The 19,609-nt window shown below is 33.6% G+C and carries 21 protein-coding genes; all 21 read right to left on the minus strand.

Translation table 11 applies throughout. The features are described from left to right. Positions 1-11 precede the first annotated feature (11 nt). On the minus strand, positions 12-458 hold the full coding sequence (gene dut / locus NBE98_RS09330) for a dUTP diphosphatase (protein ID WP_349305911.1): 447 nt from the start codon (positions 456-458) through the stop codon (positions 12-14). Continuing rightward, the gene (locus tag NBE98_RS09335) at positions 418-1,716 is read right to left on the minus strand and encodes a M16 family metallopeptidase (RefSeq protein WP_250814675.1); all 1,299 of its coding nucleotides are present in this window, start codon (positions 1,714-1,716) and stop codon (positions 418-420) included. Before NBE98_RS09335 ends, dut begins: the two co-directional genes overlap by 41 nt. A 124-nt stretch (positions 1,717-1,840) precedes the next feature. Then, complete coding sequence (locus NBE98_RS09340; protein ID WP_250814676.1) at positions 1,841-3,955, minus strand: polyribonucleotide nucleotidyltransferase; 2,115 nt, start codon at positions 3,953-3,955, stop codon at positions 1,841-1,843. Positions 3,956-4,077: 122 nt separating this feature from the next. Continuing rightward, a complete protein-coding gene (rpsO, locus tag NBE98_RS09345; RefSeq protein WP_250814677.1) occupies positions 4,078-4,341 on the minus strand; it encodes a 30S ribosomal protein S15 in 264 nt (87 codons plus the stop codon). A 113-nt stretch (positions 4,342-4,454) separates the two neighbouring features. Continuing rightward, on the minus strand, positions 4,455-5,405 hold the full coding sequence (locus NBE98_RS09350; protein WP_250814678.1) for a bifunctional riboflavin kinase/FAD synthetase: 951 nt from the start codon (positions 5,403-5,405) through the stop codon (positions 4,455-4,457). 11 nt (positions 5,406-5,416) lie between these two features. Beyond that, positions 5,417-6,286, minus strand: a complete 870-nt coding sequence (truB, locus tag NBE98_RS09355; protein ID WP_250814679.1) for a tRNA pseudouridine(55) synthase TruB — start codon at positions 6,284-6,286, stop codon at positions 5,417-5,419. Beyond that, positions 6,286-7,245, minus strand: coding sequence for a DHH family phosphoesterase (locus NBE98_RS09360; RefSeq protein ID WP_250814680.1), 960 nt, complete (start codon positions 7,243-7,245; stop codon positions 6,286-6,288). The genes truB and NBE98_RS09360 overlap by 1 nt, the downstream gene beginning before the upstream one ends. Next, positions 7,235-7,597, minus strand: a complete 363-nt coding sequence (gene rbfA / locus NBE98_RS09365) for a 30S ribosome-binding factor RbfA (protein WP_250814681.1) — start codon at positions 7,595-7,597, stop codon at positions 7,235-7,237. The genes NBE98_RS09360 and rbfA overlap by 11 nt, the downstream gene beginning before the upstream one ends. A gap of 21 nt (positions 7,598-7,618) precedes the next feature. Then, the gene (gene infB, locus NBE98_RS09370; protein ID WP_250814682.1) at positions 7,619-9,709 is read right to left on the minus strand and encodes a translation initiation factor IF-2; all 2,091 of its coding nucleotides are present in this window, start codon (positions 9,707-9,709) and stop codon (positions 7,619-7,621) included. A gap of 4 nt (positions 9,710-9,713) precedes the next feature. Then, positions 9,714-10,040, minus strand: coding sequence for a ribosomal L7Ae/L30e/S12e/Gadd45 family protein (locus NBE98_RS09375; protein ID WP_250814683.1), 327 nt, complete (start codon positions 10,038-10,040; stop codon positions 9,714-9,716). Then, complete coding sequence (gene rnpM / locus NBE98_RS09380; protein ID WP_250814684.1) at positions 10,030-10,299, minus strand: RNase P modulator RnpM; 270 nt, start codon at positions 10,297-10,299, stop codon at positions 10,030-10,032. Before rnpM ends, NBE98_RS09375 begins: the two co-directional genes overlap by 11 nt. A gap of 8 nt (positions 10,300-10,307) precedes the next feature. Further along, entirely contained in the window at positions 10,308-11,369 is a 1,062-nt protein-coding gene (gene nusA / locus NBE98_RS09385; RefSeq protein WP_250814685.1) for a transcription termination factor NusA, read from the minus strand. Positions 11,370-11,383: 14 nt separating this feature from the next. Further along, positions 11,384-11,845, minus strand: a complete 462-nt coding sequence (gene rimP, locus NBE98_RS09390; RefSeq protein WP_250814686.1) for a ribosome maturation factor RimP — start codon at positions 11,843-11,845, stop codon at positions 11,384-11,386. 286 nt (positions 11,846-12,131) lie between these two features. Continuing rightward, a complete protein-coding gene (gene ispG / locus NBE98_RS09395; RefSeq protein WP_250814687.1) occupies positions 12,132-13,181 on the minus strand; it encodes a flavodoxin-dependent (E)-4-hydroxy-3-methylbut-2-enyl-diphosphate synthase in 1,050 nt (349 codons plus the stop codon). A gap of 19 nt (positions 13,182-13,200) precedes the next feature. Beyond that, positions 13,201-14,211, minus strand: a complete 1,011-nt coding sequence (rseP, locus tag NBE98_RS09400) for an RIP metalloprotease RseP (RefSeq protein ID WP_250817522.1) — start codon at positions 14,209-14,211, stop codon at positions 13,201-13,203. A 21-nt stretch (positions 14,212-14,232) separates the two neighbouring features. Next, the gene (locus tag NBE98_RS09405; RefSeq protein WP_250814688.1) at positions 14,233-15,390 is read right to left on the minus strand and encodes a 1-deoxy-D-xylulose-5-phosphate reductoisomerase; all 1,158 of its coding nucleotides are present in this window, start codon (positions 15,388-15,390) and stop codon (positions 14,233-14,235) included. Positions 15,391-15,622: 232 nt separating this feature from the next. After that, positions 15,623-16,423, minus strand: coding sequence for a phosphatidate cytidylyltransferase (locus tag NBE98_RS09410; protein ID WP_250814689.1), 801 nt, complete (start codon positions 16,421-16,423; stop codon positions 15,623-15,625). A 21-nt stretch (positions 16,424-16,444) separates the two neighbouring features. Continuing rightward, the gene (uppS, locus tag NBE98_RS09415) at positions 16,445-17,200 is read right to left on the minus strand and encodes an undecaprenyl pyrophosphate synthase (RefSeq protein ID WP_349305983.1); all 756 of its coding nucleotides are present in this window, start codon (positions 17,198-17,200) and stop codon (positions 16,445-16,447) included. A gap of 93 nt (positions 17,201-17,293) precedes the next feature. Next, entirely contained in the window at positions 17,294-17,851 is a 558-nt protein-coding gene (frr, locus tag NBE98_RS09420) for a ribosome recycling factor (protein ID WP_250814690.1), read from the minus strand. A gap of 16 nt (positions 17,852-17,867) precedes the next feature. Continuing rightward, positions 17,868-18,578, minus strand: coding sequence for a UMP kinase (gene pyrH / locus NBE98_RS09425; RefSeq protein ID WP_250814691.1), 711 nt, complete (start codon positions 18,576-18,578; stop codon positions 17,868-17,870). Between the two features lie 106 nt (positions 18,579-18,684). After that, on the minus strand, positions 18,685-19,605 hold the full coding sequence (gene tsf / locus NBE98_RS09430) for a translation elongation factor Ts (protein ID WP_250814692.1): 921 nt from the start codon (positions 19,603-19,605) through the stop codon (positions 18,685-18,687). Positions 19,606-19,609: the final 4 nt, after the last annotated feature.

Here is a 19,609-nt window from a genome sequence, read left to right on the forward strand (position 1 = left end):
AAGGTTTATTACTAAAGCCCTGTGGAACCAAAGCCATTTGAGCCTCTTAATGAAGCGTCAATTTCTTCCACAAGTTCTACAACAGGAATCTCAACTTTATTAAACACCATCTGAGCAATTCTGTCTCCTCTTTTTATAACAAAATTCTCATTGCTTAGGTTTATGAGAACAGCACTAATTTCTCCTCTGTAATCCCAATCAATGGTTCCAGGCGCATTTAAAAGCGTTATTCCATAATTAGCTGCTAGACCGCTTCGTGGTCTTACTTGAGCTTCATAGCCTTTTGGAAGCTCTATGCATATGCCCACAGGCACTTTCTTTCTTTCTAATGGGCTTAGGATTATCTCTTCATCTATTGCGGCAAAAAGATCCATACCTACAGAACCGCTTGTCATAAATTTAGGCGTTGGTAAATCCTCATATCCTTTTACTTTTTTGATTTTTAAAAGCAATTGCATCACCTTCTATTATATCTATTAGTTTTGTCAAATCAATATCTTGACCCACATAAGCCGAGTTTAATATTCCTTTTGAAAACACACTGTCTAAAAGGCTATGAAGTTTATCTTTATTAACAGCGTCTATTTTATTGATAATATCTTCAGGCTTATTGATTCTGTTTAAAAGCAGCATGGACTTTCCGTTACTGAACATTCTGCTGCTAGTGCTTTCAAGTCCAAGAATGTAGCTACCTTTTAGTTGCTCTTTCAATTTTATTAATCTTTCATTTGTAATATCAAACTTTGAAAATTTATAAACTTCTTCTTTGATAAGCTCTATAACATTAGTTGAATATTTGGGGTTTAATCCGCTGTATATGCTTATAACACCAGTATTTTTAAAGGATGACATATAAGAATATATTGAATAGCATACTCCTAACTCTTCCCTTATTTTCTGGAATAATATTGAGGCAGCTCCTCCTCCAAACATATTATTTAAAAGAAGCATTGGGTAAACATCGTCACTTCCTGCTTCTATGCCCTGCATTCCAAGGCTTATATGGAGCTGTTCTATTTCTTTTTGTCTAAAAAGATGATTGGATAATAAGCTTGGAGCTGAATAACTAGTTATCTTCTTGCCAGTACTGTTCCAATTGCCAAAATACTTATTTACAAGCCTCTCTATATCATTTATATTCACTTTTCCAGAAATTGATATTACTGAGTTTTCCGGGATATAATATGAAGAAATATAATCAAGAAGCTGCTGCCTAGTAAAAGAGCGAACAGTTTCTATTGTCCCTAAAATAGGCATGGATATGGAATCTTTGCCCCATATAGCCTCACTGTGCAAATCAGATAAGACATCCTCAGGCTGATCCTCACTCATATTAATTTCTTCTACGATTACACCTTTTTCTTTCTCTATATCTTCTTCATCAAATTTGCTGTTAAAAAGCATATCAGCTAAAACTTCAAGAGATAAATCTAAATGAGTATCCAAAGTCTTAGTATAAAAGCAGGTAGCCTCTTTTCCTGTAAAAGCGTTTATCTGCCCTCCAACATCCTCAATACTTTCTGCTATTTCCTTTGAAGTTCTACTTGAAGTACCTTTAAAAAACATGTGCTCAATAAAATGTGAAATACCATTATTAATAGCATTTTCATTTCTAGACCCATTTTCTACCCAAAGACCTAAGCTTACTGAATTAACATGATCTATATTTTCTACAACTATCCTTAAACCATTATCTAGCCTAAATAAATTATACATACCTTCCTCCTTTTAAAAGGATTATGTTTTATATTGTTAACTACTTATATTTTTATGTTCTTATGCTCTTCTTTTTATCTTTTATATATTTTATTATAAAAAATAAAAAGGCAGTGATGCCCTTCTATTTTTCTTGGTCTTTTTCTTCAGTTTCAGAATCTTTAATAGCATCTTTTCTTGAAAGATTAATCCTACCTTGATTATCTATTTCTGTTACCTTAACTAAAATTTCATCTCCAACAGAAACAACATCTTCAACTTTATTAACTCTTGCAAAGTCAAGCTTGGAAATATGAACAAGACCCTCTTTGCCAGGTAATATTTCAACGAAGGCTCCAAAGTTTGCTATCTTTGTTACCTTTCCTAGATAAATTTCTCCAGCTTTAACTTCTTTAGTTAAATCATCAATAATCTTTAGTGCTCTGTTTGCTCCTACGCTGTCATTTGACATTATGAATATCTTTCCATCTTCCTTAATGTCAATCTTAACTCCTGTTTCAGCAATAATCTTATTGATTACCTTTCCGCCAGCACCTATAACATCTCTGATTTTTTCTGGATCTATACTCATAGTATATACTCTTGGAGCATAAGGTGACATTTCTTTTCTAGCTTCAGGTAAGCACTCTTTTATCTTTTCTAGTATAAACATTCTTGCTTTTCTAGCTTCATCAATTGATTTTCTAATACACTCATTAGATAAACCTCTGATTTTAGTGTCTACTTGTATAGCAGTTATACCCTTTTCAGTTCCAGCAACCTTAAAGTCCATGTCTCCAAAGAAGTCCTCTATACCTTGAATATCGGTAACAACTTCTTCCTGAGTTAAATCATCATTAGTAAATAATCCCATAGCTATACCAGCAGCAGGTCTCTTTATTGGAACACCAGCATCTAAAAGTGCTAAAGTACTTCCGCATACGCTAGCTTGTGATGTAGATCCATTTGAGCTTAATACTTCTGATACAAGTCTTACGGTATATGGAAATTCTTCTTCAGAAGGAATTAGAGGCTCTAAAGCTTTTTCAGCTAAAGCACCATGGCCGATTTCTCTTCTTCCTGGCCCTCTTAATGGTTTTACTTCTCCTACGCTGTATGCAGGGAAGTTGTAATGATGCATATATCTCTTGAACTCTTCCTCGCCAAGTCCATCCAATATTTGAACATCACCTAAAGCACCAATAGTTGCAACAGTCATAACTTGAGTTAAACCTCTAGTAAATAATCCTGTTCCGTGAGTTCTTGGAAGCAGTCCAACTTCACATTCAATAGATCTGATTTCATTGAATGTTCTCCCATCAGGTCTTCTCTTCTCATTTAAAACCATGTCTCTAACTATCTCTTTTTGTATTCTATAGACTACATCAGAAACATCTGAACCATTATCAGGGTATTTTTCATTAAATTCCTCGGCAATCTTTGTCTTGGCAACATCCATTGCTTCATTTCTCTTATCTTTGTCTGTTATGTACATAGCTTCTTTTATGATGTTAAAAGCAAAGTCTCTAACCTCATTTTCTAAAGCTTCATCAACCTTATATAATACAGGCACTTGCTTTTCCTTGCCTATTCTATGCATAACTTCTTCTTGGAAGCTTACAATTTTCTTGCATTCTTCAAAGCCATACATTATAGCATCATACATTGTGTCTTCTGGTATTTCGTCTCCACCAGCTTCAATCATGATAACTCTGTCTCTTGTAGCACAAACAGTTAAATTCATACTGCTTTGCTCTCTTTCCTTAGATGTTGGATTAAGCACAAAGTTTCCGTCAACAAGTCCTACTGAAACAGCTGCTACTGGGTCTGAGAAAGGTATACTTGAAATGCATAATGCTATTGAAGCAGCATTTATTGCAAGTATATCAGGAGCATTATCAGGTTCTACTGAAGTTACTGTACAAACCACCTGAACATCATTTCTATATCCTTTTGGAAATAATGGTCTTAGGGGTCTATCTATTGCTCTTCCATTAAGAACAGCTTTTTCCGATGGTTTACCTTCTCTTTTTATAAAGCCACCAGGTATTTTCCCAACTGCATATAATCTTTCTTCATATTCAACGCTTAGTGGAAAAAAATCTATACCCTCTCTTGGTTTACTAGATGAATTAACGTTTACTAGAACCACCGTATCGCCGTAACTAACAAGCAATGCACAATCTGAAAGCATACCAACCTTGCCATAGTCTAATTTTAATTTTCTACCAGCCACTGTGGTTTCCATTATTTGACTCATACATTTACCTCCCCTCAATGTACACTAATATTATTATCCACTTAAATTAATTTATTATAAAAATTATTAAATATTAGTCAATAAACATTTAAAATAATAGAGCGGTGTTGACCCGCTCTTCATTATCTTCTTAATCCAAGTTTTTCAACAATATCACGATATCTTTGAATATCTTCATTCATTAAATAGTTTAGAAGACCTCTTCTCTTACCAACCATCATAAGAAGACCTCTTCTTGAGTGGTGATCCTTCTTATGCTCTTTTAAGTGAGCAGTTAAATGATTGATTCTCTCTGTTAATAGAGCGATTTGTACTTCTGGAGAACCAGTATCTCCCTCGTGTCTCATAAATTTTTCAATGATTTGTTGTTTTGTTGCCTTTTCCATTGTATACACCTCCAAAAATTATCCCCTTTATTCCAAGAATTACGTTGGCAATTCGCATTTCTTAGCATAAGGTTCACGAATGATATTATAACAAATAAAAAATATGTTGTAAATTACTTTTTATTGTTTAATAAAAATATTTCTAAATTTTGCTTATTAGCATACTCTTTATCTTTAATTAATTGTTCTTTAAGTTCTTCTAACGAAGCAAACTTCTCTTCATTCCGCATTCTATCAATAAAATATAAGGTAATGCTTTCCCCATATATAAATTTATCAAAATCTAAAATATATGTTTCTATTGTTATGTTGTCTCCAACAGGTTCAATTGTCGGATTATAGCCAACGCTTGTTATTCCTTTATACAGTTTATCCTCGTATTCAACCGCAGTGTAGTAAACTCCAGTAGCAGGGATTTGAAAGCTGGAATTATACTTTAAGTTTGCTGTAGGAAAGCCTAAAGTTCTGCCTAGCTGTTTACCTTTAATTATTTCTCCCTTTAATGCATAAGGAACTATCAGCATTTTATTTGCCTCGTAAACATTTCCATCATTTAAAAGAGAACGAATCTTCGAACTGCTGACAACTTCATTTTCATAAGTCACCGACTCTATAACATGCAGTTCAAAATCAAGCTTGCTGCTGTACTCCTTCAATAAATCAATATTGCCACTGTTTTTATATCCGAATCTATAGTTGAATCCAACTATCAAACCCTTCAAATTATAATATTCAACCATCTTCTCAATAAATGCTTCAGGTAAAATCTTCATATATTCTATATTAAAATTAACCAGATTAACAATATCTACGCCAAGTTTATCTAATATGCTTATCTTTGTGTCATTATCCATCAATAGCTTTGGCACTTTTTCTTTGTTAACTATCGAGAGAGGGTGGTTTTTAAAAGTATAAACCATACTTTTAATATTATTCTGTTTTGAAAGTTCCAGGGTTTTATTTATTAACCCCATATGTCCTAAATGCAAGCCGTCAAAGCTTCCAAGAGCTATATAAGTTCTTTCTTCAAGCTTTTCATTAAAATTATCCTCTAAGATTATCATAACTGCTGCTCCTAAATTAATAATTTAGTGATCTTAAAACCAACGTCATCTCTAATTCCCAATCCAACAAAGGTTTTTCCATCTAAGTATACTCTATACAGCTTATTAAATTCAATATTTCTTATTAAATACTCATTATTTATTTTTACTCCATTTAAGAGTAGTTTCTCATGCTTTGAGGAAAATATTACTTTATCGTACTTACTTAAGCCCTCTTCTATAGGAATAATAAACTCTGAGACATTATCCTTATCTAAATCATCCAACTTAACAGAATCCTCTATTTTAAAACTGCCGGTCTGAATTCTTTCAAGATCCCACATTGCACCGCCAACTCCAAGCTTTTCGCCAATATCATAGCATAAACTCCTAATGTATGTGCCCTTTGAACATGTTACTATAAAATCAACTAACGGCAAGGAAATATTTAAAATCTCTATAGAATATATTGTGATTTTTCTTTTTTCCCGTTCCACGTTAATACCTTGCCTTGCTAATTCATAAAGCCTCTTGCCATTAACTTTTAGGGCTGAATACATAGGCGGTTCCTGCTCTGATTCTCCAACAAAGGAGGTAATAGTATCAATTATATCTTCCTCAGAAAGCTTAACGTCAGTTTCATGGGTAATCTCACCTTCTCTGTCATAGGTATCTGTTATTACGCCAAGCCTCAGCTGTGCTTTATACACCTTTGTTTCGCTCATTATATAGTCAACTATCTTTGTAGCTTTTCCTATACATATAGGCAGAACCCCTGACGCAAGAGGGTCAAGGGTTCCGGTATGGCCTACTTTCTTTGTACCACATATTTTCATGACCTTTTTTACAGCATCAAAGGAAGATATTCCAGAGGGTTTATATATGTTTAATATTCCATCCATTATATCAACTCTTTTTCTACAGCATTAATAATTAGCTTTTCAGCTTCATCCATGCTTTTATTTATCGACAAACCAGCTGCACGTATATGACCTCCGCCACCAAATTGCTCAGCTATCTTTCTCACATCAACTATAGACTTAGACCTAAGACTTATCTTAACGCCTTCCTCTACTTCCTTAATAAGCAGAGCCACTTCTACTGTGTCAACATCAACGCCTAGAGTTATTACATCCGAAGTATCCGAGGACTCAAGTCCAAGCTCCTCCAGCATAGCTTTTGAAAGCTTCATTACAGCAACGGAATCATTATGTAAGAGATACATATCCTCGATAACTTTACCGTGCAGTTTCATTCTTTTAAACTTTTTATTTTGAAACAACAGCCTATGAAGCTCACTAAAATCAAAGCCTGTTTTAATAAGCTCTCCAGCTATTTCATGTGTGGCAGTAGTGGTATTGGAATGCTTAAAGCCTCCTGTATCAGATACAATTGATGTGTAAAGGCATTGAGCAATGTCTTTGTCTATTTGCACTTCTAATAAATTTAACATCCTATATACTATTTCTCCAACTGCAGCTGAAGAAGTATCTACAAAGTTCAAATCAGCATAAAAGTCGTTGGACATATGGTGATCTATATTTATTAAAGTGTAGTGTTTACTGCTTTTGTTCAAGCTTGAGGATACTCTTTCAAAATTGCCGCAGTCTAGAACAATTATTAGATCGCTATCCCCTGAAGGCGAATTATCAGCATTATTTACTTCTTCCATATAAGGAAGAAAACTGTAAACCTCAGGAGCTTTATCCTTAGCAGTTATATAAGCCTGCTTTCCAAGCTTTCGAAGCCCCTGCATTAAGGCTAAAGAGCTACCTAAGGAATCCCCGTCAGGAGAAGTATGAAAGGTAATTCCTATTTTCTTGCTCTGACTTATAAGATCAACAATTTCCTTAATTGTCATTGGACTTATGCTCCTTTATGCTTTCAATTAAAGCATTGATGTGCATACCATGTTCTATAGTATTATCGAGTTCAATGGTTATTTCTGGCGTAAATCTTAGGTTTACTCTATGCCCTACTTCTCTTCTTATAAATCCAGAAGAATTTTTAAGTGCGTTTAAAGAATTTTTCTTCTCCTCTTCATTACCAAAAATACTTACAAAAACTTTTGCGTATCTTAAATCTTTTGTAACATCTACTCTTGTTACGCTAACCATTGCAGTTAAACGAGGATCACGTACTTCGTTGCGTATTATTTCACTGACTTCTTTTTTAATCTCTTCATTTATTCTGCCACTTCTGTATTTAGCCATATAATACTCTCCCCTTAGGCGTTATAGTTGTTTTGCTTTTACCTCTTCCATGGTATAAGCTTCTAGAATATCGCCTTCTTTTATATCATTGAATTTTTCTACACTCAATCCACACTCATAACCAGCTGCTACTTCCTTAACATCATCTTTAAATCTCTTCAAGGATGCAAATGTAGATTCAAAAATAACAATACCATCACGTATTACTCTTACACTGCTGTTTCTTGTAAGCTTTCCATCTAATACATAACAACCAGCTATTGTCCCTACGTTTGATATCTTATAAGTTGCTCTAATCTCTGCTTTTCCTAAAACTACTTCTTTATATTCAGGTTCAAGCATACCAATCATAGCAGCCTTAATATCTTCTATAGCATCATAAATTATTCTATAAGTCTTAATATCCACCTTTTCTTTTTCGGCAATGTTAGCTGCATTTATATCTGGTCTTACATTAAAACCTATTATAATAGCATTTGAAGCAGTAGCAAGTATAACGTCTGTTTCTGTTATTGCACCAACAGCACCATGGATTACTCTTATTTTTACATTGTCAGTTGACAACTTTTCCAATGACTGCTTAACTGCCTCAACAGAACCTTGAACGTCTGCCTTTACAATTACTCCAAGTTCCTTAACTTTACCTTCTTGAATCTGGCTGTATAGATCCTCTAAGGATACTTTATTTGTTGACTGCAAATGTTCTGCTCTTTGCTTTTCTTTTCTCTTTTCAGCCATATCCCTTGCGGTTTTTTCATCCTTAGTTGCATTGAACTTATCACCAGCAGCTGGAACTTCAGAAAGTCCTAAAATTTCTACTGGGATTGATGGTCCTGCTGACTTAATTTTCTTGCCTTTATCGTCGAACATTGCTCTTATTCTTCCGTAGGTTGTTCCAACAAGAATAGAATCTCCCACATGAAGTGTTCCATTTTGAACTAATAGTGTAGCTACTGGGCCTCTGCCTTTATCAAGCTTAGCTTCCACAACTGTGCCTTTAGCATTTCTATTAGGATTTCCTATAAGTTCCTGCATCTCAGCAGTTAGAATTATCATTTCAAGAAGATTTTCAATTCCTTCTTTTGTATGAGCTGAAACAGGTACGATTACAGTATCTCCACCCCAATCTTCAGCAATCAAACCAAATTCCGTTAATTCCTGCTTTACTCTATCAGGATTAGCTCCTGCTCTATCTATCTTATTGATTGCAACTATCATCGGTACATTTGCTGCCTTACAGTGATTGATAGCTTCCTTAGTTTGAGGCATTACTCCGTCGTCAGCCGCAACAACCAAAACAACGATATCTGTAACTTGAGCACCACGCGCTCTCATTGCCGTAAACGCTTCATGGCCAGGCGTATCTAAAAATGTTATTTTTTCATCATTAATCGTTACTGTATAAGCACCGATATGTTGTGTAATACCGCCTGCTTCTGTCTCTGTAACTTTTGCTTTTCTTATAGCATCCAGAAGTGAAGTTTTACCATGATCAACGTGTCCCATAACAGTAACAACAGGTGGCCTCTTTTCACTATCTAAGTCGTCTTCTTCTACTTCTTCAATATCAACCTTAATTAATTCTTCTTCCTTCTTTGTAACGAGAACATTAAATTTTTCGGCTACTTTTTCTACTGTTTTAAAGTCAATTTCCTGATTTATTGCCGCCATAACACCAACAAAAATCAACTGCTTAATAACTTCAGTAGCAGGTTTTTTAAGTTTTTCTGCTAATTCTTTTACAGTTATTGTTTCGCCAATTTCTATTATAGTGCTGTCCTCAAAAGATTCTTCACTTATATCATCTGAATTATTTTCATCTTGAAAAGCATCTTTATTTTTCTTCTTATTCTTCTTAACTTTAACTTTTTCTTCTGCTAATTCTTCATATTTTTCTATTACATCCACCTCAGATTCTTTTTCATTTAAGGAACTTTCTTCCTTTTTGTTATTTTCTTGAACTAGTTCCTTAATTAATTCAGCATCTTCCTCTTCAATAACACTCATATGATTCTTAACTTCAATGCTAAACTCTTCAAGTAACATATTAATCAAATCTTTACTTGATATATTTAATTCCTTTGCCAATTCATAAACTCTTACTTTTGACATATATTCACCCCCGGGTATTAGTATTATATTGTTCATTCAAAATTGATAACAGCTTATCACTCATTTTTCTATCTACAACCCCTAATACATTTATTTCTTCTCTTCCTATGGGAGCTCCTAGTTCCTCCTTAGTAAAGACTTCTATATAAGGAATTTTGTAAATAGTACAGTACTTGCTGAATTTTTCCTTTGTATTTAAAGAGCAGTCCTTAGATAGTATTAATAAGGTTAATTTACTTTTCTTTATTAATTCTTCACACTTATTATATCCTTCAATCAAATTTCCGGATTTTTTAGCTAAACCTAAAAACTGAAGAAACTTATTCTGCAATATTAATCTCTTCTTTCAATTTATTATATAGTTCATCGCTAATCTTAGCTTCGAGATTTTTTTCAAGACGTTTTGTCTTAAATGCCTTAGTAAGGCATTCTTCATTTTTGCAAATATAGGCACCTCTGCCTGGCTTTTTTCCAACTAGATCTATAGTTATTTCGCCTTCCTTGCTGCGGACTATTCTTATTAATTCTTTTTTAGGTTTCATTTCCATGCAGCCAGTGCACATTCTTTGAGGAAGTTTTTTAACTTTCACAAAATCACCTACTCTTCATGTACAATTAAACTATCAGCTTGAGATTTGCTCTTTATATCTATTTTCCAGCCTGTAAGCTTAGCAGCCAATCTAACGTTCTGACCTTCTTTTCCAATAGCTAGTGATAGTTGATTATCATCAACTACTACTCTTGCAGACTTGTTATCTTCATCTAAAGTTACATCCAACACTTTAGATGGACTTAGTGCATTGGATATATATTCTTCTGGAAGCTTACTCCACTTTATTATATCAATTTTCTCATTTTTAAGCTCGCCTACAATATTTTGCACTCTAGAACCCTTAGGTCCTACGCAAGCTCCCATTGCATCTACAGTTTCATCAGTTGAATAAACAGCTATTTTAGTCCTTGAGCCAGCTTCTCTTGCTATACTTTTAACTTCAACAATCCCATTAAATATTTCAGGAACCTCTAACTCAAAAAGCCTTTTAACCAGTCCAGGGTGTGTTCTGGATACAACTACTTGAGCGCCTTTAGTAGTGTTTTTAACTTCTACTATGTAAAGTTTAAGCCTGTCATTGAAATTGTATTCTTCACCAGCCATCTGCTCATTAGGTCCTAAAACAGCTTCTATTTTCCCAAGGTCTACAAATACATTTCCTTTATCCTTCCTTATTACAATTCCAGTAATTATATCATATTCCTTTGTAATAAATTCATTGTATATTATGCTTCTTTCTGCCTCTTTGATTCTTTGAATTACTACTTGCTTAGCAGCTTGAGCAGCTACTCTTCCAAATTTTTTAGGAGTAACTTCAATATCTACTATATCATCAATCTGATACTTAGGATTATACTCTTTAGCTTCTTCTATAGAAATTTCCTCTACATCATTCACCGGAACCTCAGCTACTCTTTTTTGAGAATAAACATGGATTTCTCCATTTTCTCTATTCATTGTAACCTTAACATTTTGAGTGTTTCCAGTAGTATAGTTCTTTTTATAGGCAGCTACTAAAGCATCTTCTATAGTTGTAAAAAGCATCTCTTCGCTTATACCTTTTTCTTTAACAATTTCTTTTAGTGCTTCTATAAATTCTTCATTCATTTTTTATAACCTCCTTACATTTCCCCATTTAGACGAATAATTTTAATTTTATCTCTAGGAATAATAAAATCTTGCTCATTAATCTTTAATGTTATTTCTTCTGAGCTATAATCAGATAAAATTCCTTCGTATTGTTTTTTTCCTTCAAATAATTTATCAAGTTTTACTAGCACTTGACTGTCAGTGTATTTGCTAAGGTGTTTATCAGTATATAGAGCTCTATCAATCCCTGGTGATGATACCTCTAAATAGTATGCTTCTGATATTGGATCTTCAGTATCTAACATATCACTTATCGGTCTGCTTACACTTTCACAGTCATCCAGATTAATACCTTTCGGACTATCTATATATACTCTTAAGTAATTTTCTCCAAATTCCTTTACATATTCCAGATGATAAAATTCAAAACCCTTTTCAGTAACAATCGGTTCTACTAATTTAAACAGTTTTTCAATCGCAAAATTATCAATCATATAAATCCCTCCTTATGTATATAGTTTTACATTATTTTATAAAGTATATTACTACCTATGAACTAACTATTTGCAAAATCCCATTTTACTTATTGCAACCAAAATTTTTAGCTATAATAAAACGCAACATACGTTGCGCTACAAAAATAGAAAAAGCGGGTTTTTTCAACCCACTCTCCTCGCAAAAATTTATCAGTAAAATTAACTACCAATATTGTAGCACAAGTAAAATTTTTTTTCAAGAAAAATTTACTTTTATAGTAAAAACAAAGTCAATTTGATAAAATTATAGATTTTCTATTTCCTTGATAAGTTCTCCTACTAAATCTTGCTCCTTAACTTTCTTGATAATTTTTCCTTTTTTAAATATTAACCCTTCTCCATTTCCTCCAGCTATGCCTATATCAGCTTCTCTAGCTTCTCCAGGTCCATTTACAGCACAGCCCATCACTGCAATCTTAATTTTTTTATTTAAGGTTCCTAATCTATCCTCTACTTCTTTCGCTATACTTATTAAATCTATTTGTGTTCTGCCACAGGTAGGACAGGATACGAACTCTACGCCTTCCTGCAAATAACCAACTGATTTAAGTATTTCTTTACCTACTTTTACTTCTTCAACTGGATCACCAGTAAGAGACACTCTAATTGTATCTCCTATACCTTCGCATAAAAGGGCACCTATGCCAACGCTTGACTTTATTGTTCCTCTCCAAATGGTTCCAGACTCCGTAACTCCAATGTGCAAAGGATAGTCTACCTTTTGTGATATTAATCTATAGCTATCAATCATTTGCAGTACATTTGAAGACTTTATAGAAATTACTATATCATTAAAGTTTAGATTTTCCAAAATATCTACATGTCTAAGAGCACTTTCTACAAGAGCTTCAGGGCACACTCTTCCATACCGCTCTAATAGCTCCTTTTCAAGCGAACCTGAGTTTACACCTATCCTGATTGGTATACCTTTTTCTTTAGCAGCCTCCGCAACCATTCTTACTCGTTCAGGACTTCCTATATTACCAGGATTAATTCTTAGTGCTGATACTCCATTTTTTATTGAAGCTAAGGCTAAGTTATAATCAAAGTGTATATCTGCAACCAAAGGAATATGTATCTGCTTTGTTATTTCCCTAAGTGCTTCACTTGCTTCCATGTCAGGTACAGCACACCTGATTATATCACAGCCAGCCTCTTCCAGTCCTAGTATCTGTTCTATAGTGGCAACTGCATTTCTTGTATCTGTATTAGTCATGGATTGAACTGTTATTGGAGAATCTCCACCTATATATATTTTTCCTACTTTAATTTTTCTTGTGTTAATTCTTTCCATATCATTCTCCTACAATTACTTATAGTTTTATTGGGTATAATATATCCTTAATGACAACAACTACCATCAATGCCATAAGAATAGCAAAGCCAATGTAATTTAATACGCCTACCTTATTGTCATCTAGCTTTTTACGTGTAATTATCTCAAATAGAAGCAAGAAAATCCAACCTCCATCAAGTGCTGGAAATGGTATTATATTAAATATAGCTAGTTGAACGCTCAGGTAAGCTGCAAATGCCATAAGCGGAATTATACCTTGTTCAGCAGCTTTAGTAGAAACCTTAATAATTGTTATAGGTCCACCAATATCTCCAGCAGATGCCTTTCCTGTGAACAACGTCTTTAAAACGCTAAAAGTTTGGCCTATAATGGTTTTAGTTTGTGTGAATCCATAGGATACAGACTGACCAAAGCTCGGCTTTTCCAAAAGAACTGGTCTTATTCCCACAATATATCTGTTTTCCACCGTATCTTTAACAGGTGTAACATCTATTGACTTTGTTTCCCCGTTTCTTAACAATTTAATATTCATAGTACTGCCATTAGCCAGGTACACTTCAGTAAAAAAGTCATCCCAGGTTTTAATTTTTTTATTGTTTACCATAATAATTTTATCGCCATTTTGTATGCCAGCAGAATATGCAGGCTTATCCTTATCTACTGTATCAACAACAGGTAGTGCAAATCCTCTTATGGATCCAATAAAAGCAAACATAAGTATGGCAAGTATAAAGTTCATTAATGGTCCCGCTGCTATTATACTCAGTTTTTGCACAGGTGATTTGCTTGAAAAAGCTCTAGCATCAGATACCTTTTCTTCTTCCCCTAACATTCTAACATAACCACCTATTGGAAGAGCTTTTATCAAATATTCAGTTTCCTTACCTTTAATACCAAATAGCTTCGGACCCATTCCTAATGAAAATTCTTCAACCTTAACCCCATTTAATTTTGCTAACGTAAAATGTCCTAGTTCATGAACGATTACCAGTACGCTAAAGGCAAGTATTGCACCTAATATGTAAATTAAATTCATCAATATTCCTCCTTACTCCCCATATGTTTTAAGCACATATTTTCTTACATCACTGTCAGTCTGCAATATATCCTCCACAGTTAATTTGCTTGAATAAGAAAACTTATTCATACATTCCTCGATTATATCCGCTATTTTGAGAAAGCTTATCTTCTTTTCTAGAAATAGTTCTACGGCTATTTCATTCGATCCATTTAAAATAGCAGGCATTGTTCCACCTGTGTTTCCAGCTTCATAAGCAAGCTTTAAGCACTTAAACGTTTCTAAGTCAGGTTTGTCAAAGGATAAACTTCCCAAATTATAAAAATCTAATGTATCCACCACTCTTTTTTGTCTTCTAGGATAGTTAATTGCGTATTGAATTGGAAGCTTCATATCAGTAGTTCCTAGTTGAGCCATTACGCTTCCATCCACATATTGAACCATGGAATGAATGATACTTTGAGGATGTACCACTACATCGATATTTTTATAATCTATTCCGAAAAGCCAGTGAGCTTCAATAACTTCAAGCCCTTTATTCATTAGTGTAGCTGAATCTATACTTATTTTTTTCCCCATGCTCCATTTCGGATGTTTTAGAGCGTCATCACATGTAACACTTACTAAGTCTTTCGTTGTTTTTCCTCTAAAGGGTCCCCCTGATGCAGTTAATATTATTTTATCAACTTCTTCTCTATTATTTCCTTGAAGACATTGAAACACCGCACCATGTTCTGAGTCTACAGGCAAAATCATTACATCATTTTTTTTCGCCTCAGCCATAACAATTTCTCCACCTACTACTAAGGTTTCCTTGTTAGCTAAAGCAATATGTTTTCCTGCTTTTATGGCATTTAATGTAGGGACAAGGCCTATCATTCCTACAATTGAAGTAACTACAATGTCAACATTAGGAATAGTAGCAATTTTATTTAACCCTTCCATTCCATAAAAAACGTGGATACTTTTATTAGCTTCATGACAGTAATTTTTAACACTTTCATAGGTAGATTCATCCATCACCGCTACGTATTTTGGCGCAAACTCATTGATTATTTGTATTGTTGAATCATAATTTTTATTTACTGATATACCTTCTAGAGAAAATTTTTCTCTTTCCTGCCTTATGACATCTAGAGTTTGAGTACCAATAGAACCTGTTGCCCCTAGTATACTTATGTATTTCAACTTTTGTTCCTCCTAAAATAACTTAGTGATATAATAAAGTTTATTTTACTTTAAACAATCCTATTATACCAAATATTAATTCTACTATACATATATTAATTTAACATGATTGATAGAATAAATAAGGCAGTTTATTACCATTTTTTATTTATACAAATAATTAGGTAGTATAAACTGCTCATTTAATTTAAATACTATATTTAATTTAAGCCTCTACCATCAGTTTGTACAATTATATACCTATAACAAGGCTTACATAATAATATACTACCACTGATGCAAAAAGTATGCTATCAAATCTATCTAATATACCGCCATGTCCTGGTATAAGATTGCTATAGTCTTTTACATTTACATATCTTTTTATGGATGAAGCAACTAAATCACCGAATTGGCAAAACACACCACAAATCAATCCTATAAGGATAAAATGAATTAAATCTATGTTTACTCCATAAGACTTAATAATGAATCCAAAAATCCCGCAAGCAGCGGCACTTCCTAAAAGTCCTCCAATTGACCCTTCGATTGTCTTTTTAGGGCTTACTTTAGGGCACAATTTATTTTTTCCTAGAAATCTTCCTACATAGTAGGCTGTTGTATCACAAAGCCAGGAAGAAATAAATATTAACCATATTAAATAACGCCCATAGGTTTTACCATTAACTAAAACTATAAAACTGAAGAATACTGCTACATAAATAAATCCTAGCATGCTTACAGCAACATCTATAAAATTATATTTTGTATTTATAACTGGAACACAAAGCATAATAAATGCAGCTGCAACTATTAAGAGTGTAAGTGTCTGAAAGCTCATGGATGTATCTAGCAGTATCGTATAGTAGATAATAGCTACACCGTAGCTTATATAACTAAGTGCATTTATATTTTTAACCTTAACCACAGTGAAAAATTCATGCATACCAACCAAAGAAACAATAAGTGTAAAATATTTAAGATAAACCCCGCCCACGAATAAAAATATAATCAGCGGAGAAAGTATTAGCGCTCCTAAATATCGTTTATTCATAATGTTCTCCTTTATTGTATATCATATCCCGCCAAATCTCCTATCTCTATTTTGATAGTCTGAAATAGCTTGATGAAGATGTTCTTTTTTAAATTCAGGCCATTTTATATTAGAAACCCAGAATTCAGAATAAGCGCATTGCCATAGTAGAAAGTTGCTTAGCCTTTGTTCGCCGCTTGGTCTAATAATAATATCAGGATCAGGTATCCCAGCTGTATATAAATATTTTGATATAGTATCTTCACATATGTCATTCTCCATCAAATTACCAAACTTCAAATCCTTATACATTTTTTTAAATGCATGGGTTATATCATCTCTGCCTCCATAGTTAAGAGCCAAGTTTAAAACCAAACCTGAATTTGTATTTGTTCTTGCATAAGCATTTTCCAATTCCTTTTGGCAAATGAGAGGCAACCTTGAAATATCTCCAATAGAATTGATAACAACGTTATTAGAATGCAATTCATCAAACTCATTCTTAAGATATTCAACCAGAAGTTTCATTAGAGCATTAACTTCATCTGTAGGTCTTTTCCAGTTTTCTGTAGAAAAAGCATATAGAGTCAAGTATTTAACACCTAATCTACTACATTCTTTTACTATTTCTCTTATAGTCTCTATTCCTGCTCTATGTCCCATGGTACGTGGTAAATTTCTCTCTTTAGCCCATCTACCATTACCATCCATAATTATAGCTATATGCTTTGGAATGAGGTTCATATCCAATTCATAGGAAAGGGATTTTTCTTTTCTTTTTTTCTTTTTAAAAGGTATCCACACAGAATTTCTCTCCATTTCTATGTATTGAAATTTTAAAAACTTATATTATTAATAAAACCTGCAGTATAGCAGGTTTTATTAATAATATTAAACAGACATAATCTCTTTTTCTTTATGTTCAATAGTTTTGTCTATTTCCTTGATAAAATTATCAGTTTTTTTCTGTATATCATCCTCTGACTTTTTCATATCATCTTCAGATATTTCGTTATTTTTCTTCAAAGCTTTAATCTTATCATTTGCATCTCTTCTTATAGATCTAACAGCTACCTTTGCTTCTTCGCCAGTTTTTTTAACAGTTTTAACTAGGTTTTTCCTAGTTTCTTCAGTAAGCTCTGGTATTATTAATCTTATTACTGAACCGTCATTAGATGGAGTTAATCCTAAATCTGACTTTAAAATAGCTTTTTCTATATTTTTTATAGAACTTTTTTCCCAAGGTTGAATCAATATAATTCTTGGTTCAGGCGCAGAAATGTTGCCAACTTGAGATATTGGCACCATGCTTCCATAATACTCAACTTCTACTCTATCTAGAATAGTAGGGTTTGCTCTTCCAGCTTTCATTGAAGCTAAGTCTTTCTTTAGAACTGATATAGTTTTGTTCATTTTTTCTTCAGCACTATTAATGATGTCTTTAACCATAGAATTACCTCCTATATTATCTTGATACTATAGTACCAATTTTTTCACCAGAAACAGCTCTCTTTATATTTCCTGGTTGATCTAGTGCAAACACAACAATAGGTATACTGTTATCCATACATAATGAAGTTGCAGTTGAATCCATTACTTGAAGTCCTTGTTCAAGAACCTGAATATATGATAAACTGTCGTATTTTTTTGCATCCGAGTATTTATGCGGATCTTTATCATATACACCATCAACCTTTTTCGCAAGAAGTATTGCATCAGCTTCGATTTCTGCTGCTCTTAAAGCTGCTGTAGTATCAGTTGAAAAGTATGGGTTACCAGTACCTGCCGCAAATATAACTACTCTGCCTTTTTCCAAATGCCTCATAGCTCTTCTTCTTATAAATGGTTCTGCAATTTCTCTCATTTCTATAGCTGTTTGAACCCTAGTATTAACCCCTATACTTTCAAGTGAATCCTGCAGCGCAAGAGCATTAATACAAGTAGCTAGCATCCCCATATAGTCAGCAGTAGTCCTATCCATTCCTTTACCGCTTCTGCCGCGCCATATGTTTCCGCCTCCAACAACAGCCCCGATTTCAATTCCCATATCTACTAACTCTTTTATTTCTTCAGCAATTCTTTGCGCAACAGTAAAATCAATTCCAAATCCGTTTTCACCAGCAAGAGCTTCGCCTGACAGCTTTAACATTATTCTTTTATATTTAACGGTTTCCATTTATATTATACCTCCAAATTAGTAATTATTACATATCCGAGTATAAATTTCTAATTAAAATGTTATCTTTAAAAAAAGAGAACACAAGGTGTTCTCTTTTACTTTATTATCCCTGTTGCATTTGTTTACGAACTTCTTCAGCAAAGTTTTCTTCTTTCTTCTCGATACCTTCACCTTTTTCAAATCTAACAAATCTTGTAACAGTTATTGGTGCACCAACCTCTTTGGATTTTTCTTGTAGATACTTAGTAATTGTGTAATCACCGTTTCTAATCCAAAGTTGCTCTAATAAGCAATTTTCTTTGTAATATTTTTGAATTCTTCCTTCAACCATCTTTTCAGCTATATGTTCTGGTTTTCCCTCATTCATAGCTTGAACTTTGTAGATTTCTCTTTCCTTAGCTAATGTTTCACTGTCTACTTGCTCTCTGCTTAAGAATAATGGATTAGCAGCTGCTGCTTGCATAGCTACGTCTTTAGCTACTGTTAATACAACATCACTGTCTTTTTCACAAGCTACTTCAACTAAAACTCCTATTCTTCCGCCACCATGAATATAACTATGTACTACACCTTTATCTATTGAGAACTTTTGGAATCTTCTTACTGTCATGTTCTCGCCTAATTTAGCTATTAAAGCTGTCAAAGCTTCTTTTATTGTTATATTGTTATCTGCTATGTACTTTTCTTCAACTAATTCTTCAACAGTTTTAGCATTAGTTATTGAAGCTTGCTTAGCTATGTTCTTGCTTAAAGTAGCAAACTCTTCATTTGCAGCAACAAAGTCAGTTTCACAGTTAACTTCAACTATAGCACCAGTTCTTTGGTTTTCGCTAACAAATGTTTCAACAAGTCCTTCTGCAGCAACTCTTCCTGATTTCTTTGCAGCAGCAGCCAATCCTCTTTCCCTAAGGATTTCTACAGCTTTATCTAAGTCACCGTTTGATTCATTTAACGCTTTTTTGCATTCCATCATGCCAGCGCCGGTTCTTTCTCTTAATTCTTTAACCATTTGTGCGGTAATCATTTCA

The sequence above is a fragment of the Clostridium swellfunianum genome, assembly GCF_023656515.1.
Lineage (GTDB): Bacteria > Bacillota > Clostridia > Clostridiales > Clostridiaceae > Clostridium_AT > Clostridium_AT swellfunianum.

Coding starts and splice junctions, on each gene's coding strand:
- dut (WP_349305911.1), bottom strand. CDS start 458: ATGCAATTGCTTTTAAAAATCAAAAAAGTAAAAGGATATGAGGATTTA.
- NBE98_RS09335 (WP_250814675.1), bottom strand. CDS start 1,716: ATGTATAATTTATTTAGGCTAGATAATGGTTTAAGGATAGTTGTAGAA.
- NBE98_RS09340 (WP_250814676.1), bottom strand. CDS start 3,955: ATGAGTCAAATAATGGAAACCACAGTGGCTGGTAGAAAATTAAAATTA.
- rpsO (WP_250814677.1), bottom strand. CDS start 4,341: ATGGAAAAGGCAACAAAACAACAAATCATTGAAAAATTTATGAGACAC.
- NBE98_RS09350 (WP_250814678.1), bottom strand. CDS start 5,405: ATGATAATCTTAGAGGATAATTTTAATGAAAAGCTTGAAGAAAGAACT.
- truB (WP_250814679.1), bottom strand. CDS start 6,286: ATGGATGGAATATTAAACATATATAAACCCTCTGGAATATCTTCCTTT.
- NBE98_RS09360 (WP_250814680.1), bottom strand. CDS start 7,245: ATGACAATTAAGGAAATTGTTGATCTTATAAGTCAGAGCAAGAAAATA.
- rbfA (WP_250814681.1), bottom strand. CDS start 7,597: ATGGCTAAATACAGAAGTGGCAGAATAAATGAAGAGATTAAAAAAGAA.
- infB (WP_250814682.1), bottom strand. CDS start 9,709: ATGTCAAAAGTAAGAGTTTATGAATTGGCAAAGGAATTAAATATATCA.
- nusA (WP_250814685.1), bottom strand. CDS start 11,369: ATGAATGAAGAATTTATAGAAGCACTAAAAGAAATTGTTAAAGAAAAA.
- rimP (WP_250814686.1), bottom strand. CDS start 11,845: ATGATTGATAATTTTGCGATTGAAAAACTGTTTAAATTAGTAGAACCG.
- ispG (WP_250814687.1), bottom strand. CDS start 13,181: ATGGAAAGAATTAACACAAGAAAAATTAAAGTAGGAAAAATATATATA.
- NBE98_RS09410 (WP_250814689.1), bottom strand. CDS start 16,423: ATGAATAAACGATATTTAGGAGCGCTAATACTTTCTCCGCTGATTATA.
- frr (WP_250814690.1), bottom strand. CDS start 17,851: ATGGTTAAAGACATCATTAATAGTGCTGAAGAAAAAATGAACAAAACT.
- pyrH (WP_250814691.1), bottom strand. CDS start 18,578: ATGGAAACCGTTAAATATAAAAGAATAATGTTAAAGCTGTCAGGCGAA.
- tsf (WP_250814692.1), bottom strand. CDS start 19,605: ATGATTACCGCACAAATGGTTAAAGAATTAAGAGAAAGAACCGGCGCT.